Genomic DNA, 26,082 nt, shown 5'->3' with positions numbered 1-26,082 from the left:
GGTGGTCGGGTGTAGGCTGACCTGCATACTCCGGATAAACGAAGACCTTCATGCCCAGCCTTCTTTCTGCTCGCCAGCGCCAGGCCTTGCGCCTGGCCTGGCGTTTCATTCGCCCTTACCGCAAACAGGCCATGGCTGCACTGCTGGCGCTGGTGGTCACTGCGGGCATCACGCTGTCCATGGGCCAGGGCATTCGCCTGCTGGTGGACCAGGGTTTCATGACCCAGTCGCCACACCTGCTCAACCAGTCCATCGGCCTGTTCATGTTGCTGGTGCTGGCACTGGCGGTGGGTACCTTCAGTCGTTTCTACCTGGTGTCGTGGATCGGCGAGCGGTGCGTGGCGGATATACGCCAGCAGGTGTTCGATCACCTGGTTTACCTGCACCCGGGCTTTTTCGAAAGCAACCGCAGTTCGGAGATCCAGTCGCGCCTGACCACCGACACCACGCTGCTGCAATCGGTGATCGGCTCGTCGCTCTCGCTGTTCCTGCGCAATGCCCTGATGGTGCTGGGCGGCATCGTGCTGCTGTTTGTCACCAACCCCAAGCTCACCAGCATCGTGGTGCTGGCCTTGCCGCTGGTGCTGGCGCCGATCCTGATCTTCGGCCGGCGGGTGCGCGGCCTGTCGCGCCAGAGTCAGGATCGCATCGCCGACGTGGGCAGCTACGTGGCCGAAACCCTCGGCCAGATCAAGACCGTGCAGGCCTACAACCACCAGGCCCGTGACCAGCAGCGTTTCGGCCTGACCGTGGAGGCTGCCTTTACCACCGCTCGCCAGCGAATCGTGCAGCGCGCCTGGCTGATCACCCTGGTGATCGTGCTGGTGCTCGGGGCGGTCGGTGTGATGCTGTGGGTCGGTGGCATGGACGTGATCGCCGGGCGTATTTCCGGCGGCGAGCTGGCGGCGTTCGTGTTCTACAGCCTGATCGTCGGCAGCGCCTTCGGCACCCTCAGCGAAGTGATCGGCGAGCTGCAACGGGCCGCGGGCGCAGCCGAGCGGATCGCCGAGCTGCTGGCGGCACGCAGCGAGATCCACGCCCCCGACGAAGGGCTGGAGCGCCTGCCTCCCAGGGTCAGTGGCCGCCTCGAACTGCAGGAGGTGCATTTTGCCTACCCCTCGCGGCCCACCCCAGCGGCTATCGACGGCCTGAGCCTGACGGTGGTGCCTGGCGAGACCCTGGCCCTGGTCGGGCCCTCGGGGGCGGGCAAGTCGACGCTGTTCGACCTGCTGCTGCGCTTCTACGACCCGCAGCAGGGGCAGATACTGCTCGACGGCCAGCCACTGACCCGGCTCGACCCGCAGGACCTGCGTCGGCATTTCGCACTGGTTGCGCAGAACCCGGCGCTGTTCTTCGGCACGGTCGAAGACAACATCCGCTACGGGCGTGCCGAGGCTACCAGTGCCGAGGTCGAGGCAGCGGCGCGCAGCGCGCATGCCCATGAATTCATCCTGCAGTTGCCGCAGGGCTACCAGACGCACCTGGGCGATGCCGGGCTTGGGCTTTCCGGTGGTCAGCGCCAGCGCCTGGCCATTGCCCGGGCGCTGCTGGTGGACGCGCCGATCCTGCTGCTGGACGAGGCCACCAGTGCCCTCGACGCACAAAGCGAGCACCTGATCCAGCAGGCCTTGCCAGCCCTCATGGCCGGGCGCACCACGCTTGTCATCGCCCATCGCCTGGCCACGGTGCAGCACGCCGACCGTATCGCCGTGATCGACCAGGGCCGGCTGGTCGCGGTGGGCACCCATCGCCAGCTGATTGCCGAGAACCCGCTGTATGCGCGGCTTGCCGCCTTGCAGTTCACCAGCGCATGAAGGAAATGTTACAGATTTTGTACGTCTGTAACATTTCTGTAGCAATCCCCTGAGAGTATCGGATCAGCTGTTGCGTAATGCTCAATGCAGTTTGCTGCCATCGCTCGATGGCAGCTTTTTTTTGCCCGGTGAACGAGGACAAGGACGTCTTTGACTGGTGCGGCAGGTGGCGCGCCAGCTTTCCTATCCTCTTGTTCCGAGACCCTTGCGATGTTCGTGCGTAAATCCCTGCGGCTGCAAATTCTCGCCCTGCTGGCTGGCAGCCTGCTGGCGATGTTGCTGATCGCCCTGGTGTGCTTTCAGTTCCTGTCGGCCAGCGTGCGCGGCTATGGCCAGCTGGTGGAGGGGCCGATACTGGCTTCGCAACTGATCGACGAAGCCAACCTGCAGTTCAAGGTGCAGGTGCAGGAATGGAAGAACGTATTGCTGCGCGGCAAGCAGCCGGTCGAGCGGGACAAGTACTGGCAGCAGTTTTCGGCGCGTGAACAGCAGGTGCAGGCGCTGCTGGCCCAGCTGGTGCGGGCCAACGCCGACGATGCGGGGCTCAGAACGCGCCTGCAGGCACTCAAGGACAGCCACGCGCAACTGGGTGCTGCCTATGCCCGCGGTCGCGATGCGTTCATCGCGGCAGGGGCCGACCCCGCTGTCGGGGACCAGGCAGTGAAGGGCGTGGACCGCGCGGCCAGTGAACAGATGAGCGAACTGGTCAGCCAGTTGCGTGCCGATGCCCAGGTGCAGGCGGCGGCCATCGATGCCCGCGCGCAGCGTACGGTGTGGCTGGGGCTGCTGGTGATGCTCGGCTCGGCGCTGCTGATTGCGCTGCTGAGCCTGTGGCTGGTTGATCGCAGCCTGATCGAGCCGATTCGACGCCTGATCGAATACGTGGCACACCTGAGCCAGGGCCGCTTCGATGCCCGTGTGGCCTGCGGGCGCCATGACGAGCTGGGGCGCCTGGCGGTGGCTGCCAATACCCTGCGCGATTTTCTGGCCGACACGGTAGGGCGCCTGCAGGACAACGCCCGGGAGCTGGAGTCCGCCAGCGGCGAGCTGCGCAGCCTGGCAGGCGGCATGGCGCGGGGCACCGAAGACCAGTTCCAGCGGACCGACCAGGTGGCCACGGCCATGCAGGAAATGTCCGCCACTGCCCAGGAGGTGGCCCGCCATGCAGCGGACGCGGCGCGCGCCGCGGATGATGCCGACCACAGTGCCCAGGCCGGCGAGCAGGTGATGCAGTCGACCATTGCCACCATCGACGCGGTCAACCGGGACATCGCCGGCACGGCGGCGGTGATTCGCCATCTGGAACAGGACAGCGCCCGTATCGGCAAGGTGCTGGAGGTGATCCGCGCTATCGCCGAGCAGACCAACCTGCTGGCGCTCAATGCTGCCATCGAGGCGGCCCGTGCCGGCCAGGCCGGGCGCGGGTTCGCGGTGGTGGCCGACGAGGTGCGCAACCTGGCCCAGCGCACGGCGGCGTCCACCGCCGAGATCAACCAGATCATCAGCGCCGTGCAGTCGGGCGCGCTGGAGGCGGTCAAGGCCATCGAGAACGGCCAGGCCCGCAGCGAGGAGGGGGCCGAACAGGTACAGCGTGCCGGTGCCATGTTGCAGCGCATCACCCAGGCGGTGGAGGCCATCCGCGACATGAACCGCCAGATCGCCACCGCCGCCGAGGAACAGACCAGCGTGGCCGAAGACATGTCCTGCAACCTGGTGGAGATCACCCGCATCGCCACCGCCAATCAGGGCGCGGTGCAGCGGACCGAGCAGGCCGGGCAGCACTTGCACGACCTGTCGGGTCGGTTGGGCGAGGTGACGGCGCGCCTGCGGGCCTGACCGGGGGAAATCCGCCACCTGCCGGCCTTTATGTCGGGCAATGTGGCGGATTGTCGCCAGCAAAACCATCAACGATGGGGTGCGACCACAGGTCCTAGCTATTAGTCGTTGGTCTTGTGCAAGTTGGCCCGCTTTCTGCTTAAGGCGACCCAGGCTTAAGCCTTGCGAAACATTCAGGGCTGCTACGGCAGCCATGGCGTCAGACCGTTCCCCGCACCCTCGATACCCCAGCCGCCAGCCAGCCTCGAAGGCCTGGACGCCATGCCTTGAGCCATGGCCTGCGCGCGCAGAACCACAAGAGACGGGCGTGCACTGCGGGCGTGATGGTCATTGCCAATCACTTCACTTCAATTGGATTGAACTATGAAAAAAATCCTGCTGACGCTCCTGTGCCTGAGCGTCATGGGTTGCTCCAAGCCCAGTGAACCGGAAAAGACCGTCGACGTGCTGCTGATCGGCGGCGGCATCATGAGTGCAAGCCTGGGGACCTACCTCAACGAGTTGGAGCCGGATTGGTCCATCGACGTGTACGAGCGCATGGACAAGGTGGCCGAGGAAAGCTCCAACGCCTGGAACAACGCCGGTACCGGCCACTCTGCGTTCTGCGAGCTGAACTACACCAGCGAAGCGGCTGACGGTTCGATGGACATCAGCAAGGCGGTGGGCGTCAACGAGCAGTTCGAGATCTCCAAGCAGTTCTGGGCCTACCAGGTCGAGCAGAAGGTGCTGAACAACCCGACCTCGTTCATCAACAACGTGCCGCACATGAGCTTTGTGTGGGGCGACAAGAACGTCGAGTTCCTCAAGAAACGTCATGCGGCCCTGCAGCACAGTTCGCTGTTCCGTGGCATGGAGTACTCCGAAGACCACGCGCAGATCCAGAAGTGGGTGCCGATCGTGATGGAAGGCCGTGCCGCCGACCAGAAGATTGCCGCAACGCGCATGCCGATCGGTACCGACGTGAACTTCGGCGAGATCACCCGCCAGCTGTTCGCTTCGCTGACCCAGCATGACAACGTCAAGCTGCACACCTCGCACGAAGTGCGCGACATCGTGCGCAACGCCGACAACACCTGGACCGTGGTGGTTGCCGACCTCGCCAACAAGGGCGTCGAAACCAGCGTCAAGGCCAAGTTCGTGTTCATCGGTGCCGGTGGTGGCGCGCTCAAGCTGCTGCAGAAGTCCGGCATCCCGGAAGCTGACGGCTATGCCGGCTTCCCGGTGGGCGGCCAGTTCCTGATGACCGACAACCAGGACATCGTCAAACGTCACAAGGCCAAGCTGTACGGCAAGGCCTCGGTCGGTGCGCCGCCGATGTCTGTACCGCACCTGGACACCCGTGTCATCGATGGCAAGGAAGTGCTGCTGTTCGGCCCGTTCGCGACCTTCTCCACCAAGTTCCTGAAAAACGGTTCGCTGCTGGACATGTTCTCGGCACTGACTACCCACAACATCATGCCGATGACCCATGCCGGTATCGACAACATCGACCTGAGCACCTACCTGATGGGCCAGTTGATGCTGAGCTTCGAAGACCGCATGCATGCCCTGCGCGAGTACTTCCCCAACGCCAGGAACGAAGACTGGAAACTGCTGCAGGCCGGCCAGCGCGTCCAGGTGATCAAGAAGGATCCCGAGCACGGTGGCATCCTGCAGTTCGGTACCGAGGTGGTGGCTTCGCAGGACGGCACCATCGCCGCGCTGCTGGGCGCCTCGCCAGGTGCCTCCACCGCCGCACCGATCATGCTGACCGTGCTGGAAAAGACCTTCAAGGACCGTATCAAGACCCCTGAATGGCAGGCCAAGCTGAAGCAGATCGTGCCGACCTATGGTCAGAAGCTCAACAACAACCTCGAGCTGACCAACAAGACCCGTGAGTGGAGCAGCTCGCGCCTGAACCTGCTGTTCGTGCCGGTGCTGCCGGACGAGACGGCGGTGGCCGCGCAGTAACGTCGGGTTGACGCTTCGCGGATCGAGCCCGCCCCCACCGGATGATTGACATCCTTGTGGGGGCGGGTTTGAGCCACAGCGGATGCAGTACAGCCAGAAACCACAAAGCCCGCAAAAGCGGGCTTTGTGGTTTTTGCCGATCTGGTCGGAGAGACAGGATTCGAACCTGCGGCCTTCTCGTCCCGAACGAGACGCGCTACCTGGCTGCGCTACACTCCGATGACAAAATTCTACTCAAAAAAAAACGCGACCGGCAAGCCCCGGCGAGGGGCCTGAAGCTTGCCGTCTGTACTGCCTTTTACAGCTCTTTCACGGTGCGGACCTGGTCCTTGTTGATCCGGGTGCTCTTGCCGTCGAGCTGTTCGATTTCATAGAAGCCCGAATCTTCATCGTACTTGGGGGTGTCGACCGCCTGGATCTCACGTCCGTCATTCAGCGTGATCACGGTAGGCGAAGCACACCCGGCGAGGGTGCCCAGGCCCAGGGCGAGCAGGAAAGCGGGGAGGGTCCGTTGAATCATATTCTTTCTCCATTGAGGGGGAAGTTGCGGGTCATGTCATTGAGACGCATCGCGTCCCAGCAAGTTCCTCGCAACTTGAGCATAGCGGCTGAACCGCGTCATTGATCGGGAACAATGCAATCGGCCGCTGGCGGGCGGGCGCGGGGAGGGCTGTGATATAACTGGCGGCATTCTTTCCCTGTCATGGATTCACCTTCCTCATGAAAGCCAAGGCTGATGTACCGTTCGTGCCGCTGAACATTGCCGTGCTGACCGTCAGCGATACCCGCACCCTGGAAACCGATACCTCCGGCCAGGTGTTCGTCGACCGCCTGACTGCTGCCGGCCACGCGCTGGCCGCCCGTGTACTGCTCAAGGACGACCTCTACAAGATTCGCGCGCAGGTCGCTACCTGGATCGCCGACGAGCAGGTGCAGGTGGTACTGATCACGGGCGGCACCGGCTTCACCGGCCGCGACAGCACCCCCGAGGCGGTCGGTTGCCTGCTCGACAAGCAGGTCGACGGCTTCGGTGAACTGTTCCGGCATATCTCCCTGGCCGATATCGGCACCTCCACCGTGCAGTCCCGCGCCCTGGCCGGGCTGGCCAACGGTACGCTGGTGTGCTGCCTGCCCGGCTCGACCAACGCGGTACGCACCGGCTGGGACGGGATTCTTGCCGAGCAACTGGATGTACGCCATCGCCCGTGCAATTTCGTCGCGCACCTCAAGCAGGCGGCGCCGTGTGAAAGCCGTGGCTGAGCCTGTTGCGGCAAAGCCGCTGCTGCCCGTGGAGCAGGCCCTGGAGCGCTTGCTGGCGCTGGCCGAAGCGGCGCGCATCGAAGACTGCGAAGCGGTGCCACTGGCTGCTGCCGAGGGCCGTGTGCTGGCCACGGCGCTGGTCGCCGGCCTTGATCTGCCGCCCTGGCCCAACAGCGCCATGGACGGCTACGCACTGCACCACGCCGACTGGCAGGGCACGCCGCTGGTGGTGAGCCAGCGCATTCAGGCCGGGCAGGCGCCTGCGCCTCTGGAGCCGGGTACCTGTGCGCGCATCTTTACCGGTGCGCCGCTGCCGGCAGGGGCCGACTGCGTCGAGATGCAGGAAAACGTCGATGTTCAGCCCGATCAACGCGTGTGTTTCACCGAGCCGCTCAGTGCCGGGCTCAACGTGCGCCCGCAGGGCCAGGAAACCCGGGCAGGTGAAACCGTGCTGGACGCCGGGACCCGCCTCGGGCCGGTCGAGCTGGGCCTGGCTGCCTCGCTCGGCTGCGCGGTGCTGTCGGTAGTGCGCAAGGTGCGGGTGGCGGTGCTTTCCACCGGCGACGAACTGGTCGAGCCGGGGCTGCCCCTGGGCCCCGGGCAGATCTACAACAGCAACCGGCGCCTGCTGGTCAGCTGGCTGCAGCGCCTGGGCTGCGAGGTGAAGGACGCCGGCATCCTGCCCGATGATCTGGCGTTGACCCGTGAGCGCCTGGGCCAGCTCAAGGACGTCGACCTGATTCTGTCCACCGGTGGTGTATCGGTGGGCGAGGCCGATTACCTGGGTATCGCCCTGCGCGAAGAAGGTGAGCTGTCGCTGTGGAAGCTTGCGATCAAGCCCGGCAAGCCGCTGACCTTCGGGCATTTTCGCGGGGTGCCGGTGATCGGCCTGCCAGGCAACCCGGCGTCGACCCTGGTCACCTTCGGCCTGCTCACCCGGCCGTACCTGTTGCGCCGCCAGGGTGTGCAGGACGTGACACCGCTGCAGTTCAGCGTGCCTGCCGGTTTCGTCTGGCCCAAGCCAGGCAATCGCCGCGAATACCTGCGCGCGCGCATGGAGCAGGGCCAGGCGCTGATCTACAAGAACCAGAGCTCGGGTGTGCTGCGCAGCGCCGCGTGGGCCGAGGGCCTGGTGGAGGTGCGCGAGGGCACTGCGCCCGGCAAGGGCGACAGCGTGCAGTTCATCCCCCTCAGCGAGCTACTCGGCTGACGGCAGCAGGCCCCGGGCAACCCGGTCGTTGCCCAGTGGGGCCTGCGCGGCGAGGCGCGCATACACGCTCTCCAGCTGCGCGGCGGCCCTGCTCCAGTCATGCTGCTCGCGCACGAACTGGCGCGCGGCATCGGACAACTGCTGCATGCGCGTCGGGTGGCTCAGCAGGCGGGTGATGATCAGTGCCAGTGTGTCGGTGTCGTCCCCTCCCAGGTAGTGCTCGCCGTTGCGCACTGCCAACCCCGCTGCGCCCTGGGTGGTGGTGACCACCGGCAGGCCTGCGGCCATGGCCTCGAGCAACTTGATCTTGCACCCACCGGCATGACGCAGCGGGGCAAAGAACAGCGCCGAGTGGCGTTGCAGCTCACGCAGGTCGGGCAGGTAGCCGATCCATTCGATGCGCGGGTCGTTCCAGCGCAGCTTCCACTGGGTGGGCAGGGCATGTCCGACCACCGCCAGGCGCACGGCCGGGTTGCTCAGCCATACCTGCGGCAGGATCTCCTCCAGCGCCCACTCCAGCGCCTCCAGGTTGGCGCCGTATTCGAAGTTGCCCACCAGCAGCAGGCGCTGGCTGTGCGGGCAGGCGCTGATGTGCTGGTAGTACTCGTAGTCCACGCCGTTGATCACCACCTCGGCAGGGCGGCCGGTGAACTGGCGGATCTGTTCGGCATCGCGCGGGTTGACGGCCACCACTTCGCTGGCCTGGCGCAGCACCCGCGACTCCCAGCGCCGGTAGCGCCAGCGGTCGAAGCTGTTGAACGGGCGCAGCCACAGGGGCAGGCGGTCCTGGCACACCGCGCCGGTGTCCGACTCCACATGATGCTCGCTGACCATGAAAGGCAGGCCGCTGGCTTGCAGGGCCTTTTCGAAGGGTTGGAAACTGTAGCTGTGCTCGATCTGGATCACATCCCACTGCTCGCGCAGCAACGTTTCGAAGCAGTGGCGCAGGTGGGGCGCCAGGCCGTTGGTGCTGGCCCGCATCGGGTAGCCGACGTACAGCGCCGCCAGCAGGTTGAGCGGGCTGCGCAAAGGCCTTCGCGGCAACACGATCAGGCGCTCGAGCAGTGGCTCCAGTGCCTGTCGGGCTGCCTCGCCAAGCGGAACTTTCGAGTGCACCAGCAGCGTGATCCTGTGCCCGCGTTCAGCCAGGCCACGCAACAGGTGGTATTGCCGGGCCTTGCTGCCGCTGGTGGTGGGCCAGGGCAGGTAAGGCAGTGTCCAGAGTACGCGCATGACCCACTTCCTCTCTTGCCGCAGGGGCGTCGACAGGCTGAATGCGAAAACGCGCCTGGCGGGCCTCAGCCGATCGCTGCTGCCGGGGCGCGTCCATAGATATCAGTAAAGCGCACGATGTCGTCCTCGCCCAGGTATTCGCCGCTTTGCACCTCGATCATTACCAGATCGATCACCCCGGGGTTGCTCAGGCGATGCTCGCGCCCCGGCTTGATGAAGGTCGACTCGTTGGTGTCGAGCAGAAATTCCTCTTCGCCGTTGGTCACGCAGGCCATGCCGCTGACCACGATCCAGTGTTCGCTGCGGTGATGGTGCATCTGCAGGGACAGGCAGGCCTGCGGGCGTACCATGATGCGCTTGATCTTGAAGCGCGGGCCTTCCTCGAGCACGGTGTAGGTGCCCCAGGGGCGCGTCACGGTGCGGTGCAGGCGATAGGCGTCGTGGTCCTGGCGCTTGAGCTGCTGGGCAATCAGCTTGACCTCCTGGCTGCGGCTCGCGTCGGCGATCAGCAGGGCGTCGGGGGTGTCGATGATGATCAGGTTGTCCAGGCCGATGGCGCCCACCAGGCGGCGAGGCGAATCGATGTAGCAGTTGCTCACGTCGTGCAGCACGGTCTCGCCGTTGCACTGGTTGCCCTGGGCATCGCCCTGGGCCAGGCTGCGCACCGCCCGCCAGCAGCCGATGTCACTCCAGCCCAACTGGCTGGGCAGCACTGCCACCTGGGTGGAACGCTCCATCACGGCGTAGTCGATGGAGATGTCGGCAACCTGCGCGAAGCTGGTGGCATCCAGTTCCAGTTGCAGGCTGTTGCTGCCCTGTTTGCTCTGGCTCAGCCCCAGGCATTCGCCGACCGCATCCAGAACCTGCGGTGCGTGCTGCTGCAGCTCGCGCAGGATGGCATCTGCACGCATGCAGAACATGCCGGCGTTCCACAGGTGCTGGCCGCCCTCGACATAGCGCTGGGCGATCTCTGCGTTCGGCTTTTCGACGAAGCGCTCCACGCGATAGCCATGGGCATCCAGGGCCTGGCCCTTCTCGATGTAGCCGAAGCCGGTTTCCGGTTGGGTGGGCACCAGGCCGAAGGTGGTCAGCCAGCCTTGCTCGGCCAGGGCGCGGGCGCGTTCCACGGCCTCTTCGAAGGCTGCCTGGTCGGTGATCAGGTGGTCGGCGGGCAGCACCAGCAGGTGGGCGTCTTCGCCGTATTCACGGGCACAGTGCAGGGCGGCGGCGGCAATCGCCGGGGCCGTGTTGCGCCCGCAGGGCTCGAGAATGAAGTCCAGCGCGATGCCGGGCTGTTTGAGCTGGCGGTATTCATCCTGGGTGCGGAAGAACACTTCGCGATTGGTGACGGTGAGTACGCGGGCCACATCCTTGAGTGCGCAGGCACGCAGGAAGGTTTTCTGCAGCAGGCTCTGGCCATCGGGCATGCGCATGAAGGGCTTGGGCATGGCCTCGCGTGAAACCGGCCACAATCGGGTGCCGGCTCCACCGGCAATGATGCAAGGGATCAGTGTGCTCATTTCACTCAGCCTCGTGTTCTGGGCACCGCTAAGCGGTGTGATAACAGGGAAAAGGTGAACCTGGCAGGCGCTTTGCTCAATGAGTCAAAAAAGTGACTTTTATCACTGGCATCGTCCGTGAAGGCCAAATATTTGTCGAATGATGCACATCGATTGAGAATCTTTCAATGGCAATTGTGTGAAAGCGCTGTTTTTGACGTGGTCCGCATGCAACGGAACCGTGTTGTAATCGGTCGATATACACGGGCGTCATCTGACGCGGCACCGCCGTCGGCGGTGATCAATGCGGGGGAGCAGTTATGGGTGAGCGCAGGGCATTGTTGATTCTGCATGGCAAGCAGGCCATGAACGACGAGGTGCGCGCGGCGGTAATGGGCTTGCGCGAGCGCGGCTGGCAGCTCGATGTTCGACTCACCTGGGAGGGGGGCGATGCCCAGCGCCTGGTGCACGAGGCGCTGGCGGCGGGGTACCCGCATCTGGTGGCCGGTGGTGGCGACGGTACCCTGCGCGATGTGGCAGAGGCGCTGGCCCAGGCCCGGGGTGATGCCAGCCTGGCGCTATTGCCGCTGGGTACCGCCAACGATTTCGCACGGGCTGCCGGTGTGCCGCTGGAGCCGGACCAGGCTCTGAACCTGCTGGAGTTGCCGGCGCGGGCGATCGACCTGGGCGAGGTGGGCGGGCAGGTGTTTCTCAACATGGCCACCGGCGGTTTCGGCAGCCAGGTCACGGCCAGCACTTCCGAGGATCTGAAGAAGGTGATCGGTGCCGCGGCCTATCTGTTCACCGGGCTGTCGCGTTTCAGCGAGTTGCGTGCGGCCTCGGTGGAGCTGCAAGGTCCGGATTTTCACTGGCAAGGTCAGTTGCTGGCCCTGGGAATCGGCAACGGCCGCCAGGCCGGCGGCGGGCATGTGCTGTGCCCGCAGGCGCAGGTGGACGACGGGCTGCTCGATATCAGCATCCTGCCGGCGCCGCAGGAGGTGGTCGGCACTTTGCGTGACCTGCTGAGCGAGGGTCTGGGGCTGGACAATCTGTTCGTTCGCGCGCGCCTGCCGTGGGTCGAGATCAAGAGCGCCGAAGGCCTGGACATCAACCTCGATGGCGAGCCGCTGCAAGGCGACAGCTGGCGCTTCAGTGCGCTGCCGGGGGCGTTGCGCGTGCACCTGCCCGCCGAGTCGCCGCTGCTCAGTCGTCCAGGCTGATGATCTGTTCGCGCACGGCGAACAGCACCAGGCCCGCCACGTCGTAGATCTGCAGGCGTTTCATGATCTGCGAGCGGTGGGTCTCGACGGTCTTGATGCTCAGGCCCAGGCCGTTGGCGATTTCACGGGTGGATTTGCCGCGCACGATCAGGCGCAGGATTTCCAGCTGGCGCGCCGTGAGGTTGTGGTTCTCGACGGCCTCGGGCTTGCTGCTCTGGGCGCGCAGTAACGCCTGGTTGATCACGGTATGCGCGATGGCCGGGCTCAGGTAGCGCTCGTCGCTGCGCAGCGCGGCCAGTGCCTGCTCCAGTTCGGTGGCGGTGGTGTCCTTGAGCAGGTAGCCATGGGCGCCGATTTCCAGTGCGCGCATGATCAGCTCGGGGTCGGTGTGCATCGACAGGATCAGCACCTTGCTGCGACAGCCGGCAGCCTTCAGGCGGCCCAGGGCCTCCAGGCCCCCGGTCGAGCGCATCGAGATGTCCAGCAGCACGATATCCGGGTCCAGGCGCTGCACCAGTTCGAGCAACTGGCTACCGTCGTTGGCCTCGCCTACCACGGCGTAGCCGGGTATGTCGGCGACCAGGGCGCGTACGCCGGCGCGAATCAGGGAGTGGTCATCCACCAGCAACAGATTACAGATCATGGGGTTTACTTGTATTGGCGCGTTCACGGGCACGCGGTGGCCAGGGGAACAGTACGTCGATGTGGGTGCCCTGGCCGGGTTGGCTGTTCACGCTCAGCCGGCCATTGAGCAGGTTGACCCGTTCGCTCATGCCGGCCATGCCGCGCTGGCCCTCCTCGCCGGGGGCGGCAGCAGGCGTGAAGCCCTGGCCGTCGTCGCTGATCGATAGTGCCAGGCCTTCGGGGGTGCGCTCGATGCGCACGCTCAGGTTGCGTGCCCGGGCGTGTCGCAGAATGTTGGTGACGGCTTCCTGGGTAATGCGAAAGGCAGCGATGGCCATGTCTTCCGGAATGCCACCCAGGCGCTGCCTGCACTCCAGGCTCCAGTGCACGTCGGTGTTTTCCAGGGTGCGCAGCAGGTGCGCGCGCAGGCTCGCTTCAAGCCCCAGGCTGGCCAGTTGGCGTGGGTTGAGGATCGCCGACACATCACGCACGTTGGCCAGGGTGTCGTCCAGGGTGCTGCGCAATGTGGCGCAGTGTTCCTGCAGGTCGGCCGGCATGCGCCGTTGCAGCCAGTCTGCCTGCAGCTTGGCGGCTGTCAGCAGTTGGCCGATATCGTCATGCAGTTCGCGGCTCAGACGCTGGCGTTCGCTCTCCTGTACCTCGAGCAGGCGGTGGGCCAGCTCCTGGGGGCGCATGGCGATCGAGCGCGCGGCCTGGCGCAATTGCCAGCCAATTCCGAGCAGGGCGGCCAGCTGCAGTGCCAGCAGGCTGCCGGGCATCGGTGCCGCACGCAGGTACAGGTACAGGTTGGCCGCCGCCGACACCAGGCACAGCAGGGCGCTCAGCCAATGCAGCAGAGAAGCGCCCGGAGGGCCGCGCTTGAGTGTCTTGAGGCTTGAGAGCATAGGGAATGAAGCCACTGAAGTATCGCTGTTGAAAGCCGGTCGAATATCGCCCAACAGGCGTTTGGGGCAACGCCTGGATTTAACTTTGTGCAGTTTTGCCAACACTGGAATCAGACGATTTCAAGTGTGCTGAAAACGCCAAACTTCAGCACCGTGCATTGTCGGTGTGCAATTTGCGTCGGGCATAGTATCACTTCGCTTGGAAATGGTCGCGGGGCGTGAAAGATGTCCGAACTGTCAGTTTTACGGGCTGGTACGGTCGTTCCGGATGGCGCAAAGTCTAGCACTTTGCTATCACTGGTGGCGATACACAACTTGTCCTATATGCGCTGATATTGTTTTTGTATACAGCTGACAGAAACTCGCCGCCCACGCGTAAGTTAATGCTTAGTGTTGTGGGAAAGTGCTTTGAAATGATGTGCGGCGGGGAAATTTCCCACGCCGGTTAGTTGTGCAACTTCATGCGCCCAGGGCGGGTGCAGGGGCGGCGGGTGTGGCGGTCGCCTTGGCCGGTTCTGCGTGCAACTGCCGGAAGGTCTGTTCCAGTTCCTCCAGCAAGGCCAGTTGCTCCTGGGGGTCCAGGTTCAATTGGCCGGTGTGCGGGTCGATCAGTTCAAGCTGCCAGGCCAGCAGGCTCAGGCAGGCTTTCAGCTTGGGCAGTGCAGCGTGAAGGCGCGCGCGGCATTGCTGCGGTTCGAGCACATGACAGAGTTGGCGACAGAAGTCGGCGATCTGCGTCTGGGCCTGCAGGTGGGCACGCTCGGCCAGTGTGCCGAGGGTGTTCAGCAGGCAGTCGCACGCGTCGGTATCGTGGCCGATCAGGTCAAGGTGCGACAGGCACTCCTGAGCGCGGGTCAGCAGTACGTGGGCATCGACCTGAAAGTCGTGTAGGGCGCTGATGTCCGCAGTGGTGTCGGACATCAGTCGTTTCCTGCCAGGCGCAGACTGCGGATGGGGGCTGAAACGCCCTGGAGCCGGTGTTTTGGCAAGACGCTAGCATTGGTTGTGGACAACAAGGCAGTAGCGAGCAAAAGCCTGACTCCATTCATGCAATGAGAATGGCGTCACATTAATGGCTAAAGGATATTGCGAACATCAGGTCTCGCCCGATTGTGGCTAGGGGTTTCCCTGATGGTATTGGCTTGGTGTGATCGCTGATGACCTGCCGCGACTGCAAAACTGTCAGCGCAGTAAACCATGATGCTAAAGTGACATCAATGCCCCCCGCAGCATTTTATTTTGGGGGGTCAAGCCAAGACGAACGCGGCCGATACACGGTTGATAATTCAATTTTTGCGACACGCCTGGGGGTTGTTTAATGGCTGGCATTCTCGACACGGTAGACCAAAGGACGCAGCTGGTAGGCGAGAACCGTCTGGAAATCCTCATGTTTCGCCTGGCCGGGCGCCAACTGTTCGCGATCAACGTGTTCAAGGTGCAGGAAGTGCTGCAGATGCCCAAGTTGACCCTGATGCCGCAACGCCATGCGTATGTGTGCGGCGTGGTCAACCTGCGTGGGCAGACCCTGCCGGTGATCGACCTGTCCCAGGCCATCGGCATGCGCCCACTGGAGCCGGGGCCCAACAGCACCATCATCGTCACCGAGTACAACCGCTCGGTGCAGGCGTTCCTGGTGGGAGGCGTGGACCGTATCGTCAACATGAACTGGGAGGCGATCATGCCGCCGCCCACCAGTGCCGGGCGTCAGCATTACCTGACGGCCATCAGCAAGGTCGACGAGCAACTGGTAGAAATCATCGACGTGGAGAAAGTGCTGGCCGAAATCGTGCCGTACAACGCCAAGGTGTCCCGCGACAAGCTGGAAGACCCGGTACTGGCGCAGGCGCGAGGGCGGGAGGTGCTGCTGGTGGACGACTCCACCGTGGCTCTGGCGCAGTTGCGTGAAACCCTGAGCCAGCTGGGGGTGAAGATGCATGTGGCCAGCGATGGCCTCAAGGCACTCAACCTGCTCAAAGGCTGGGCGGATGCCGGTGAGGACGTGTGCTCGAAGTTGCTGATGGTCTTCACCGATGCCGAAATGCCGGAAATGGACGGCTACCGCCTGACCACCGAGATCCGCAACGACCCACGCCTGCGCAGCCTGTACGTGGTACTGCACACGTCCTTGTCGGGCAGCTTCAACGAGTCGATGGTGAAGAAGGTCGGTTGTGACAACTTTTTGTCCAAGTTCCAGCCCGACAAGCTGGTGGATGTGGTGCGCCAGCGCCTGATGCTGGACGAAGCGACCGTCTGAGCCGGCACCAAGGGCCGGGCAGCGGTTGCCCGGCCTTCGGTGTAAGCTTGCGCCTTTATCATCCGGAGCCGGCCCATGCGTCTGAGCGCGTTGTATCGTTACCCACTCAAGTCGGCCCAGGCGCAAGCCCTGGGCCAGTCGCCGTGCGGCCTGCTGGGCTTGCTGGGTGACCGGCGCTGGATGCTGGTGGAGCAGGACAACGGACGTTTCCTGACCCAGCGCGCCTACCCGCAGATGAGCCAGTTATCGGCGCTGTACGACGCCGATGGCGGGCTGGTGCTCAGTGCCCCGGGTTTTGACCCCTTGCAGGTGGCGGTGCCGCAAGCGGACGCCAATCTGCGTGGGGCGACCATCTGGCGCGACACCCTGCGCGTACCGGATGCAGGCGATGCGGCGGCCGACTGGTTGAGCCGCTTCATCGGCAAGCCGGTACGCCTGGTGCATGTGCCCGAGCCGCGTACCCGCTATCTGCCGGCCGGCTACGGTGAGAACAGCGACCGTGTGGCCTTTGCCGATGGTTTCCCCTTGCTGCTGATCGGCCAGGCGTCGCTCGACGACCTGGTACAGCGGGTTGGGCGCCCCTTGGAGATGCTGCGCTTTCGGCCCAATCTGGTGGTCGAGGGCAGTGCGGCATATGCCGAGGATGGCTGGAAGCGCATTCGCATTGGCCAGCAGACCTTTCGGGTGCTTTCCCCGTGCACGCGCTGCATCCTCACCACCCTCGACCCGCAGACCGGCGAGCGCAGCCCCGATCGCGAACCCTTGACCACGCTCAAGACCTATCGGCAGAAGGAGGGGGATGTGCTGTTCGGCCAGAACCTGGTGGCCGACGGCGAGGGCGTGCTGGAGGTGGGGATGGCGGTCGAGGTGCTGGAATAGCGACGGGCCGTTTCGCCAGCAAGGCGGGCCCCTGCACACGCACCGTCGCCTCCACAAGGTTGCGCTTCGGCGTTGCCGGCGAAGCGCTGATCACCGCTTACTGATCGTCGAAAAACCGCTCGTGCCAATCCACCAGTGGCTGCGGTGAATTGAGTTTCTGCCCGTAGATCACCGAATACGACAGCACGTTCTGCACGTACTGGCGGGTCTCGTCGAACGGAATCGACTCCACCCATACGTCGAAGCTCAGGTGATCGGCGCCGCGCAGCCACTGACGCACGCGTCCGGGGCCGGCGTTGTAGGCGGCCGAGGCCAGCACCCGGTTGCCGTTGAACTGGCCGTGCACCTGGCTCAGGTAGGCGGCGCCCAGCTGGATGTTCTTGTCCGGGTTCAGTACCTGCGCCGGCGAAGTCAGCGGGATGTTGAACTTGCGCGCCGTCTCCTTGGCGGTGGCCGGCATCAGCTGCATCAGGCCGCTGGCACCCACGTGGGAGCGGGCGTCGTCCATGAAGGCGCTTTCCTGGCGGGTGATCGCGAATACCCAGCTCGAGTGCAGGCCGCGTACCTTGGCTTCGCGTACCAGGGTGTCGCGGTGGGCCATCGGGAAGCGGATATCCAGGTCGTCCCAGTACTGGGCCTGGCTGATGGTGCGGATGGCCGGGAAGTACCAGCGCATTTCATAGGCCAGGCGCGCCTGGGCGACCATCTCGTCGCGGCTGAAATGACGGCTGACGTGGTACCACTCGCGGCGCCCGTCAACGATCTGGCCGCGGGCATGGAATTCCAGCGCGCGCCGCACGCCGGGGGTGTTGCGTACCTTGTTGATCAGTTGCTGGCTGAGCACCAGCGGCTTGTTGTTGAGCTGGTAGGGGGTCTGTGCACGATCGGCGGCCAGGAACCCGTAGAAGTCGCGCTCTCGCGCTACCGTCTTGTACAGCAGTGGAATCTGCGGGTTCTTCGGCTGCGCCAGCTCCAGGCTGCGCGCCTGCCAGTAGCGCCAGCGGTTGGTGGTGGCCAGGTCCTGGGGCAGGCGTTTGGTCAGCTCGTAGGCATCTTCCCAGCGGCCCAGGCGCAGCAGCAGGCGCAGGCGCCATTCGGTCACGGTGTTGTCGCGCAGCTCGGGGTCGTACTGGGTCATCAGGCCCAGGGCGCGGGGGTCGTAGCGCCGTGCCAGGGTAAGGCCGATTTCGCGGGCGATCGCCACCTTCTCGTCGCGGGAGAAATGCATGCGATTGGCGTAGTCGTCGAGCAGCGCCATGGCCCGCTCCGGGTCCTGGCGCGCCAGGCGGCGCAGGCCCAGGCTGACCACGTCGGACATCGCTTCGTTGACCGGGGTGAAGCGCCCGGGGTTGTTGAGCAGTTCGGGCTTCTGCGCCACATCCACCAGCAGACGGCCTTGCGGGCCCAGGGTGTTCAGGCCTTTGATCAGGGTGTTGGCCAGGGCGTAGTTGCGCGCCTGGGCCGCGAGCTTGATGCGCTCCCAGCGCTTCTGTTCGGTCAGCTGGCCCTCGGCGGCCCAGCGGTCGAACAGCACGTCACAGGCCGCCGGCTGCGACTTGCCCACCAGCCACAGCTTGTCGGCGGTGGCGTAGCCCTCGGCGCGCAGGTTGTGGCTGAGCTGATACTGGCCGTTGAGGCAGTCGAGCTCGGTGAAGTTCAGCTTGGGGTCGTAGTACTTGACGAAGGGTTGCCAGTCGCCGCGCTCTGCCAGCCAGCGCAACCAGCGCAGTTTCATCCAGTTGGCCTGGGGCAGGTCGCCATGCTCGGCAAGAAACTTCTCGATCTCGGCGTTGCTGGCGCTCTTGAGGCGCGCCGTCAGTTCGTCGTAGGCCAGGTAGGGCTCCAGCGGATAATCACGCAGGGCCTGTTCGTAACGGCGGTAAGGGCCGCTGTCGCCCTTGGCCAGGGCACGCTTGGCTTCATCGTAGTACTGGCGTTGCTGGGTGAGGTCGGCGGCCTGGACGGTGCTGGCCGCGGTGGCGGAAAAAAGCAGACAGGATACGAGGCTGAGCAGGCTGCGGCGCATGATACTTCCGGACAGTTTGACCAAAACGAGTGTCGGCGGCGCCAGCACTGGTGGGATTACGTGCTTAAGCTTAGCCGTTTGCCGGGGGCGGAAGAAAGCATTGTGCTTGTATCGGCATGTAATGCAGGACTGCGGTCGGCACGCCGGTCGCGCTTAATGTGAAGCAGGCGCAACTCAGGTAGAATGCGCCCCCGGTTTTTGGAGAAGATCATGACCCTGCTCAAATTAAGCGATGTGTCCCTTGCGTTCGGCGCCATGCCGTTGCTGGACAAGGTGTCCTGGCAGATCGCCCGTGGTGAGCGGGTCTGCATCATCGGCCGCAACGGCACGGGCAAGTCGAGCATGCTGCGCCTGGTCAAGGGCGACCAGAAGCCCGACGAAGGCGATGTGTGGCGTGCCCCGGGCCTGAAGATCGGCGAGCTGCCGCAGGAACTGCCGGTGGCCGACGGGCGCACCGTGTTCGATGTGGTTGCCGAAGGCCTGGACGGTGTCGGTGCATTGCTCGCCGAGTATCACCACCTGAGCCAGAACATTCACACCGACGCCGACCTGGAAAAGCTCATGCACGTGCAGAGCGACCTTGAGGCGCGCGATGGCTGGCGCTTGCAGCAACTGGTCGACAGCACCCTGAGCCGCCTGCAGCTGCCGGCCGACAAGACCCTGGCCGAGCTGTCCGGTGGTTGGCGTCGGCGTGTGCTGCTGGCCCAGGCGCTGGTGTCCGAGCCCGACCTGCTGCTGCTCGACGAACCGACCAACCACCTGGACATCGGCGCCATCGCCTGGCTTGAAGATGCCCTGAGCGGTTTTGGCGGCGCCGTGCTGTTCATTACCCACGACCGTTCCTTCCTGCAGAACCTGGCCACGCGCATCCTCGAACTGGACCGTGGCGGGTTGATCGACTGGAACGGCGACTACGCCAGCTTCCTGGTGCACAAGGAAGCTGCGCTGGCTGCCGAAGAGACTGCCAACGCGCTGTTCGACAAGAAACTGGCCCAGGAAGAGGTGTGGATCCGCCAGGGCATCAAGGCCCGGCGTACCCGCAACGAAGGCCGCGTGCGCGCCCTCAAGGCACTGCGTGTGGAGCGCAGCGAGCGTCGCGAGCGCCAGGGCAAGGCCAACATCCTGCTCGACGTGGCGGAAAAGTCCGGCAAGCAGGTGATGGTGCTGGAAAACGTCAGCTTCGCACACCCCGATGGCCCTTACCTGGTCAAGGATTTCTCGATGGTCCTGCAGCGCGAGGACCGTATCGGCCTGCTGGGCGCCAACGGTACCGGCAAGACCACGCTGCTCAAGCTGATGCTGGGCGACCTGGAGCCAAGCTCGGGCAAGGTGGAGTCGGGCACGCGTCTCGAAGTGGCCTACTTCGACCAGTTGCGCCATCAGCTTGACCTGGAAAAGACCGTGATCGAGAACATGGCCGAAGGCCGTGACTTCATCGAGATCGATGGGCAGAACCGTCACGTACTGAGCTACCTGGGCGACTTCCTGTTCAGCCCCCAGCGTGCACGCACGCCGGTCAAGGCGTTGTCCGGTGGCGAGCGTGCGCGCCTGCTGCTGGCCAAGCTGTTCAGCAAGCCGGCCAACCTGCTGGTGCTCGACGAGCCGACCAACGACCTGGACGTGGAAACCCTGGAGCTGCTCGAAGAGGTGCTGGCGGGTTTCAAGGGCACCGTGCTGATGGTCAGTCACGACCGGGCGTTCCTCGACAACGTGGTCACCAGCACCCTGGTGTTCGAAGGCGAGGGCAAGGTGCGTGAGTACGTGGGCGGCTATCAGGACTGGATTCGCCAGGGCGGTTCGCCCAAGCTGCTCGGCGTGACCGAAAGCAAGTCGGGCAAGTCCGAGCTCAACAGTGCGGTGGTCGAGGCCGTTGCACCCGAGCCTGCGGCAGCGCCGGTGGTCAATGAAGGCAAGAAGAAGCTCAGCTACAAGCTGCAGCGCGAGCTGGAGGCGCTGCCGGGGCAGATCGATGCCCTGGAGCAGAAGATGGCTGCGGTGCAGGCAGAGATTTCCGATGCAGGCTTCTATCAGCGGCCAATCGACCAGACCACCGCCGTGCTGGCCAGCCTCGAGAAGCTGCAGGGCGAGCTGGACACACTGGTGGAGCGTTGGGCCGAGCTCGACAGCTGATATGAAGAAGGCCCGCTGTGTCCAACAGCGGGCCTTCTGGTATCAGTCGGCCTTCTTCTGCAGGCGTACCGCCAGCACATCGCACGGTGCGCCGTGCAGCACGTCATTGGCGGTGGAGCCCAGCAGCAGCGCCAGGCCGTGGCGGCCATGGCTGCCGACCACGATCAGGTCGCACTTCTGGTCCTTGGCCAACTGGTGGATCTCCTGGCGAGGCTGGCCGTAGGTCAGGTGGGAATCGCCGCGGTTGATCTCCGGATACTTGTTGAACAGGCGGTCCATGCGCTCCTTGGCCTGGTCGAACTGTTGCTGCTGCAGTTGCGACAGGTCCATCGGCACGTCGCCGCCGAAGGCCATGGCCATGGGCTCGACGATATGTACCAGGGAAACCTTGGTGCCGTTGGGCGTGGCCAGCTCGCGAGCGCGCTTGATCACCGGGTCGCATTCTTCGGTCAGGTCGACGGCGACCAGAATGTGTTCGTAGGGCATGAGGGCTCTCCTGACAATCGCGATAGTTAAAGTATGGTCGGTTTCAGGCTGATCGCATCGATGTCGGCTAACCAGCTCATTTGCAAAGTCTTTATAGGAATAACAGATATGACGTTCTGGGTAGTAGTGTCAATCCTTGCGCTGATGCTCAGCCCCATGGTCTGGCTGTTGCCCTCGCGTCGCACCAGCGGGCGCATGGCCCTGCGCCTGGAGGCGCGGCGCATGGGGCTGGCCATGCAGCTCACCCCGCAGACCTGGCCGCACTGGCTGCCCGAAGAGCCGCCGCACACCTGCGCGCAGTATCATTGTGCGCGCCGTCGCGGGCATGCCGACAGCTGGAGCTACTGGCAGGTGACACCAGGGGTGTGGCTCAACCAGTGGCGCGAGCCCTGCGAGGATGCGCGCGTGCTCGAGCACCTTTCGCGCCTGCCGGCGAGTGTCTACAAGGTCGAGGCCAACCCGCAGATGATCGCGTTGTGCTGGGGAGAGAAGGGGGATGCCGCAGCGTTGCAGGACATTGCCCGGTTGCTCAAGGCGCTGGCGTGACCCGTGAGTCGTGTGATTGACCGCCAGGGCCAGCCCCATGGCGGGGCCGGCAACTGAATAAAAAAGGCCAGGCAGGCCGGAAACTTCTTCGATGCCCTCAGTGTAGCTGCGCTTTATCCCTTCGCTGCCTCTCTCGTGTGTATCCATGGCCGATCACCTGCATGAATGATGGCCAATCACCTACAGGCTGAACCCGCACCCCTTCGCTCAAAATGACCGTAAAGTCGCGTTTTGCTCGTGCTTTTGGGTATTTGACAACGGCAGGCTTTTCGGTGAATGTGTCCGTACCCAAATCAAACGGGCGTATGAATTGAGCGTTTGTATGTCACATGACGCTCGCAGAATCCCGACTATCGCGCTGACGGGTGTGCCTGGTGCCGAATTTCGTGCCAGCGTTCGGCGTGTACAGTTCAGCTTCCATATCGTGGAGATCAGTTGATGATTTACGAAGGTAAAGCCATCACGGTTAAGGCTCTTGAAAGCGGCATCGTCGAACTGAAGTTCGACCTCAAGGGTGAGTCCGTCAACAAGTTCAACCGTCTTACCCTGAATGAGTTGCGTCAGGCCGTAGACACCATCAAGGCAGATGCGTCGATCAAAGGTGTGATCGTCAGCAGCGGCAAGGACGTGTTCATTGTCGGCGCCGACATCACCGAATTCGTCGACAACTTCAAGCTGCCGGATGCGGAGCTGGTTGCAGGCAACCTCGAAGCCAACAGAATCTTCAGCGATTTCGAAGATCTCGATGTACCGACCGTTGCCGCGATCAACGGCATCGCGCTGGGCGGCGGCCTGGAAATGTGCCTGGCGGCCGACTTCCGCGTCATGTCGACCAAGGCCAAGATCGGCCTGCCTGAAGTCAAGCTGGGCATCTACCCGGGCTTCGGCGGTACCGTACGCCTGCCGCGCCTGATCGGCGCCGACAATGCCATCGAATGGATTGCCGCCGGCAAGGAGAACCGCCCTGAAGATGCATTGAAAGTCGGTGCCGTCGATGCAGTGGTGGTCCCGGAGAAACTTCAGGAAGCTGCCCTGGAACTGATCAAGCGCGCCATCAGCGGCGAGCTCGACCACAAGGCCAAGCGCCAGCCGAAGCTGGAAAAGCTCAAGCTCAACGCCATCGAGCAGATGATGGCCTTCGAGACCGCCAAGGGCTTCGTGGCAGGTCAGGCAGGCCCGAACTATCCGGCGCCGGTCGAAGCCATCAAGACCATTCAGAAAGCCGCCAACTTCGGGCGTGACAAGGCACTGGAAGTCGAGGCCGCCGGCTTCGTCAAGCTGGCCAAGACCTCGGCAGCCCAGAGCCTGATCGGCCTGTTCCTGAACGATCAGGAACTGAAGAAAAAGGCCAAGGCCTACGACGAGATCGCCCAGGACGTGAAGCAGGCCGCCGTACTCGGCGCCGGCATCATGGGTGGCGGCATCGCCTATCAGTCGGCCTCCAAAGGCACGCCGATCCTGATGAAGGACATCAACGAGCACGGTATCGAGCAGGGCCTGGCCGAAGCCGCCAAGCTGCTGGTCAGCCGCGTCGACAAGGGCCGCATGACCGCCGCGAAAATGGCTGAAGTGCTCAACGGCATCCGTCCGACCCTGTCCTACGGCGACTTCGGTCATGTGGACCTGGTGGTGGAAGCCGTGGTCGAAAACCCCAAGGTCAAGCAGGCCGTGCTGGCCGAGGTCGAAGACCAGGTCAAGGCGGACACCATCCTGGCTTCCAACACCTCGACCATTTCCATCAGCCTGCTGGCCAAGGCCCTCAAGCGTCCGGAAAACTTCGTCGGCATGCACTTCTTCAACCCGGTGCACATGATGCCGCTGGTGGAAGTGATCCGTGGCGAGAAGTCCAGCGAACTGGCGGTGGCCACTACCGTTGCCTACGCCAAGAAGATGGGCAAGAACCCGATCGTGGTCAACGACTGCCCGGGCTTTCTGGTCAACCGCGTGCTGTTCCCGTACTTCGGCGGTTTCGCCAAGCTGGTGAGCGCCGGTGTGGACTTCGTGCGCATCGACAAGATCATGGAAAAATTCGGCTGGCCGATGGGCCCGGCGTACCTGATGGACGTGGTCGGCATCGACACCGGCCACCACGGCCGCGACGTGATGGCCGAGGGCTTCCCGGACCGCATGAAGGATGACCGTCGCTCGGCCATCGACGTGCTCTACGAAGCCAAGCGCCTGGGCCAGAAGAACGGCAAGGGTTTCTATGCCTACGAGGCCGACAAGCGCGGCAAGCAGAAGAAGGTTGCCGACCCGTCGGTGCTCGAAGTGCTCAAGCCGATCGTCTACGAGCAGCGTGAAGTCAGCGACGAGGACATCATCAACTGGATGATGATCCCGCTGTGCCTGGAGACCGTGCGCTGCCTGGAAGACGGCATCGTCGAGACGGCGGCCGAGGCCGACATGGGCCTGGTCTACGGCATCGGTTTCCCTCCGTTCCGTGGCGGTGCACTGCGCTACATCGATTCGATCGGTGTGGCTGCGTTCGTTGCCCTGGCTGACCAGTACGCCGACCTGGGCGCGCTGTACCACCCCACCGAGAAGCTGCGCGAGATGGCCAAGAACGGCCAGAGCTTCTTCGGTTAAGCGCCCAACGACTAGAGCGAGAATATTGTATGAGCTTGAATCCAAGAGACGTCGTGATCGTCGACTTCGGTCGTACGCCGATGGGCCGCTCCAAGGGCGGCATGCACCGCAACACCCGCGCCGAAGACATGTCGGCGCACCTGATCAGCAAGCTGCTGGAGCGCAACGTCAAGGTCGACCCGAGTGAAGTCGAGGACGTGATCTGGGGCTGCGTGAACCAGACCCTGGAGCAGGGCTGGAACATCGCGCGCATGGCTTCGCTGATGACCCAGATCCCGCACACTGCGGCCGGCCAGACTGTCAGCCGCCTGTGCGGTTCGTCGATGAGCGCGCTGCACACGGCTGCCCAGGCGATCATGACCGGCAACGGCGATGTGTTCGTGGTCGGCGGTGTCGAGCACATGGGCCACGTGAGCATGATGCACGGCGTGGACCCCAACCCGCACATGTCGCTGTATGCGGCCAAGGCCTCGGGCATGATGGGCCTGACCGCCGAGATGCTGGGCAAGATGCATGGCATCAGCCGTGAGCAGCAGGACGCCTTCGGTCTGCGTTCGCACCAGCTCGCCCACAAGGCGACGGTCGAAGGCAAGTTCAAGGACGAAATCATCCCGATGCAGGGCTATGACGAGAACGGCTTCCTCAAGGTCTTCGACTACGACGAAACCATTCGCCCGGACACCACCCTGGAAAGCCTGGCGGCGTTGAAGCCGGCGTTCAACCCCAAGGGCGGCACCGTGACAGCGGGTACCTCCTCGCAGATCACCGACGGCGCCTCGTGCATGATCGTGATGTCGGCCCAGCGTGCCCAGGACCTGGGCATCCAGCCGCTGGCGGTGATCCGCTCGATGGCGGTGGCCGGCGTGGACCCTGCGATCATGGGCTACGGCCCGGTGCCGGCAACCCAGAAAGCCCTCAAGCGTGCGGGCCTGAGCATTGCCGATATCGACTTCTTCGAGCTCAACGAAGCCTTCGCTGCACAGGCCCTGCCGGTGCTCAAGGATCTGAAAGTGCTCGACAAGATGGATGAGAAGGTTAACCTGCACGGCGGCGCAATCGCCCTGGGTCACCCTTTCGGTTGCTCCGGTGCGCGGATTTCCGGCACTCTGCTCAATGTCATGAAGCAGAATGGCGGTACCCTGGGTGTTTCGACCATGTGCGTCGGCCTTGGTCAGGGGATCACCACCGTCTTCGAACGCATCTAAGCGTTTCGTTGTCGGAAGCCGGGGCCTGGTGCCCCGGTTTTTTGCTTTTTGCAGATTTTTTTTCAAGAGGGTTGGCAGCATGCAGATACAACCAGGCGTATACCGGCATTACAAAGGGCCTGAGTATCGTGTATTCGGTGCCGCGCGCCATTCCGAGACCGAGGAGTGGGTGGTGTTCTACCAGGCCCTGTACGGCGATTTCGGCCTGTGGGTACGCCCGCTTTCGATGTTCACCGAGTCGGTCGAGGTTGACGGCGAGCACGTGCCGCGCTTTGCTTTGGTCGAGGCCGAACCCGAGCGGTTTTCGCGTGCCGATGCGCAAGTGGGCTAACCTTCGGCGCTTGACCTCACTCTGTTGCCACTATATATAGCGGTGCCACGTCAGGTACCTGCCGTGTTTTTATTTTCGTTATTCAGGA

Annotated in this window: 21 protein-coding genes, 1 tRNA gene and 1 pseudogene; 14 read left to right on the top strand and 9 right to left on the bottom strand. The window is 63.8% G+C overall.

The window, feature by feature from the left end; translation table 11 throughout:
• The first annotated feature begins 50 nt into the window (after nt 1–50).
• The 4 genes and pseudogenes from KH389_RS18660 (at nt 51) to mqo (ending at nt 5,600) form a co-directional block, all read left to right on the top strand.
• Complete coding sequence (locus KH389_RS18660; RefSeq protein ID WP_210014563.1) at nt 51–1,814, top strand: ABC transporter transmembrane domain-containing protein; 1,764 nt, start codon at nt 51–53, stop codon at nt 1,812–1,814.
• Between the two features lie 210 nt (nt 1,815–2,024).
• Nucleotides 2,025–2,720 (top strand): annotated as a pseudogene (locus KH389_RS27860) (methyl-accepting chemotaxis protein); the annotation flags it as partial.
• A 162-nt stretch (nt 2,721–2,882) separates the two neighbouring features.
• Nucleotides 2,883–3,650, top strand: coding sequence for a methyl-accepting chemotaxis protein (locus KH389_RS27855; protein WP_371920455.1), 768 nt, complete (start codon nt 2,883–2,885; stop codon nt 3,648–3,650).
• Nucleotides 3,651–4,013: 363 nt separating this feature from the next.
• Nucleotides 4,014–5,600, top strand: coding sequence for a malate dehydrogenase (quinone) (gene mqo, locus KH389_RS18650; protein WP_054916197.1), 1,587 nt, complete (start codon nt 4,014–4,016; stop codon nt 5,598–5,600).
• A gap of 142 nt (nt 5,601–5,742) precedes the next feature.
• Here mqo and KH389_RS18645 read toward each other — a convergent pair.
• Nucleotides 5,743–5,819 (bottom strand) — tRNA-Pro (locus KH389_RS18645).
• A gap of 79 nt (nt 5,820–5,898) precedes the next feature.
• On the bottom strand, nt 5,899–6,120 hold the full coding sequence (locus tag KH389_RS18640) for a YgdI/YgdR family lipoprotein (RefSeq protein ID WP_043864585.1): 222 nt from the start codon (nt 6,118–6,120) through the stop codon (nt 5,899–5,901).
• A 200-nt stretch (nt 6,121–6,320) separates the two neighbouring features.
• On the opposite strand from KH389_RS18640, the gene moaB reads away from it, so the two are divergent.
• The gene (gene moaB, locus KH389_RS18635) at nt 6,321–6,860 is read left to right on the top strand and encodes a molybdenum cofactor biosynthesis protein B (protein WP_043864584.1); all 540 of its coding nucleotides are present in this window, start codon (nt 6,321–6,323) and stop codon (nt 6,858–6,860) included.
• Nucleotides 6,844–8,070 (top strand): molybdopterin molybdotransferase MoeA, encoded by a 1,227-nt coding sequence (locus tag KH389_RS18630; RefSeq protein ID WP_213606014.1) that lies wholly within the window; start codon nt 6,844–6,846, stop codon nt 8,068–8,070. The genes moaB and KH389_RS18630 overlap by 17 nt, the downstream gene beginning before the upstream one ends.
• On the opposite strand, the gene KH389_RS18625 is transcribed toward KH389_RS18630, so the two are convergent.
• Both KH389_RS18625 and KH389_RS18620 read right to left on the bottom strand, forming a co-directional pair.
• Complete coding sequence (locus KH389_RS18625) at nt 8,059–9,303, bottom strand: glycosyltransferase family 4 protein (RefSeq protein WP_043864582.1); 1,245 nt, start codon at nt 9,301–9,303, stop codon at nt 8,059–8,061. The two genes, KH389_RS18630 and KH389_RS18625, sit on opposite strands and share 12 nt — an antisense overlap.
• A 65-nt stretch (nt 9,304–9,368) precedes the next feature.
• Nucleotides 9,369–10,823: a mannose-1-phosphate guanylyltransferase/mannose-6-phosphate isomerase gene (locus tag KH389_RS18620; RefSeq protein ID WP_213606013.1), complete on the bottom strand. Its 1,455-nt coding sequence runs from the start codon at nt 10,821–10,823 to the stop codon at nt 9,369–9,371.
• A gap of 299 nt (nt 10,824–11,122) precedes the next feature.
• Here KH389_RS18620 and yegS point away from each other — a divergent pair, with 299 nt between their 5' ends.
• A complete protein-coding gene (gene yegS, locus KH389_RS18615; RefSeq protein WP_043864580.1) occupies nt 11,123–12,022 on the top strand; it encodes a lipid kinase YegS in 900 nt (299 codons plus the stop codon).
• On the opposite strand, the gene KH389_RS18610 is transcribed toward yegS, so the two are convergent.
• From KH389_RS18610 to KH389_RS18600, 3 genes are all read right to left on the bottom strand, one after another.
• A complete protein-coding gene (locus KH389_RS18610) occupies nt 12,006–12,665 on the bottom strand; it encodes a response regulator (protein WP_043864579.1) in 660 nt (219 codons plus the stop codon). The two genes, yegS and KH389_RS18610, sit on opposite strands and share 17 nt — an antisense overlap.
• Nucleotides 12,655–13,551 (bottom strand): sensor histidine kinase, encoded by an 897-nt coding sequence (locus tag KH389_RS18605; RefSeq protein WP_043864578.1) that lies wholly within the window; start codon nt 13,549–13,551, stop codon nt 12,655–12,657. The genes KH389_RS18610 and KH389_RS18605 overlap by 11 nt, the downstream gene beginning before the upstream one ends.
• Before the next feature lie 459 nt (nt 13,552–14,010).
• Nucleotides 14,011–14,472 (bottom strand): hypothetical protein, encoded by a 462-nt coding sequence (locus KH389_RS18600; RefSeq protein WP_043864577.1) that lies wholly within the window; start codon nt 14,470–14,472, stop codon nt 14,011–14,013.
• 397 nt (nt 14,473–14,869) lie between these two features.
• On the opposite strand from KH389_RS18600, the gene KH389_RS18595 reads away from it, so the two are divergent.
• Together KH389_RS18595 and KH389_RS18590 are read left to right on the top strand one after the other, a co-directional pair.
• Nucleotides 14,870–15,805, top strand: coding sequence for a chemotaxis protein CheV (locus KH389_RS18595; RefSeq protein WP_043864576.1), 936 nt, complete (start codon nt 14,870–14,872; stop codon nt 15,803–15,805).
• Nucleotides 15,806–15,880: 75 nt separating this feature from the next.
• Nucleotides 15,881–16,684, top strand: a complete 804-nt coding sequence (locus KH389_RS18590) for an MOSC domain-containing protein (protein ID WP_196932507.1) — start codon at nt 15,881–15,883, stop codon at nt 16,682–16,684.
• Between the two features lie 97 nt (nt 16,685–16,781).
• Here KH389_RS18590 and KH389_RS18585 read toward each other — a convergent pair whose 3' ends face one another.
• Complete coding sequence (locus tag KH389_RS18585) at nt 16,782–18,710, bottom strand: transglycosylase SLT domain-containing protein (protein ID WP_213606012.1); 1,929 nt, start codon at nt 18,708–18,710, stop codon at nt 16,782–16,784.
• Between the two features lie 210 nt (nt 18,711–18,920).
• Here KH389_RS18585 and KH389_RS18580 point away from each other — a divergent pair, with 210 nt between their 5' ends.
• On the top strand, nt 18,921–20,840 hold the full coding sequence (locus KH389_RS18580) for an ATP-binding cassette domain-containing protein (RefSeq protein WP_043864573.1): 1,920 nt from the start codon (nt 18,921–18,923) through the stop codon (nt 20,838–20,840).
• A gap of 42 nt (nt 20,841–20,882) precedes the next feature.
• On the opposite strand, the gene KH389_RS18575 is transcribed toward KH389_RS18580, so the two are convergent.
• Nucleotides 20,883–21,326 carry a universal stress protein gene (locus KH389_RS18575; protein WP_043864572.1) on the bottom strand — a complete coding sequence of 148 codons (444 nt, stop codon included), beginning with the start codon at nt 21,324–21,326 and terminating at the stop codon, nt 20,883–20,885.
• Nucleotides 21,327–21,434: 108 nt separating this feature from the next.
• On the opposite strand from KH389_RS18575, the gene KH389_RS18570 reads away from it, so the two are divergent.
• The 4 genes from KH389_RS18570 to KH389_RS18555 all read left to right on the top strand — a co-directional run bounded on the left by KH389_RS18570 (nt 21,435) and on the right by KH389_RS18555 (nt 25,994).
• The gene (locus tag KH389_RS18570) at nt 21,435–21,872 is read left to right on the top strand and encodes a hypothetical protein (RefSeq protein ID WP_043864571.1); all 438 of its coding nucleotides are present in this window, start codon (nt 21,435–21,437) and stop codon (nt 21,870–21,872) included.
• A 438-nt stretch (nt 21,873–22,310) separates the two neighbouring features.
• A complete protein-coding gene (gene fadB / locus KH389_RS18565; RefSeq protein WP_043864570.1) occupies nt 22,311–24,458 on the top strand; it encodes a fatty acid oxidation complex subunit alpha FadB in 2,148 nt (715 codons plus the stop codon).
• Nucleotides 24,459–24,487: 29 nt separating this feature from the next.
• On the top strand, nt 24,488–25,663 hold the full coding sequence (gene fadA, locus KH389_RS18560; RefSeq protein ID WP_043864569.1) for an acetyl-CoA C-acyltransferase FadA: 1,176 nt from the start codon (nt 24,488–24,490) through the stop codon (nt 25,661–25,663).
• A 79-nt stretch (nt 25,664–25,742) separates the two neighbouring features.
• Nucleotides 25,743–25,994: a DUF1653 domain-containing protein gene (locus KH389_RS18555; protein ID WP_043864568.1), complete on the top strand. Its 252-nt coding sequence runs from the start codon at nt 25,743–25,745 to the stop codon at nt 25,992–25,994.
• The last annotated feature ends 88 nt before the right edge of the window (nt 25,995–26,082 follow it).

Source organism: Pseudomonas qingdaonensis (assembly GCF_018398475.1).
Lineage (GTDB): Bacteria > Pseudomonadota > Gammaproteobacteria > Pseudomonadales > Pseudomonadaceae > Aquipseudomonas > Aquipseudomonas palmensis.
Note: the sequence above shows the minus strand (reverse complement) of the source record. Positions and strands in the feature narration are given on the sequence as shown.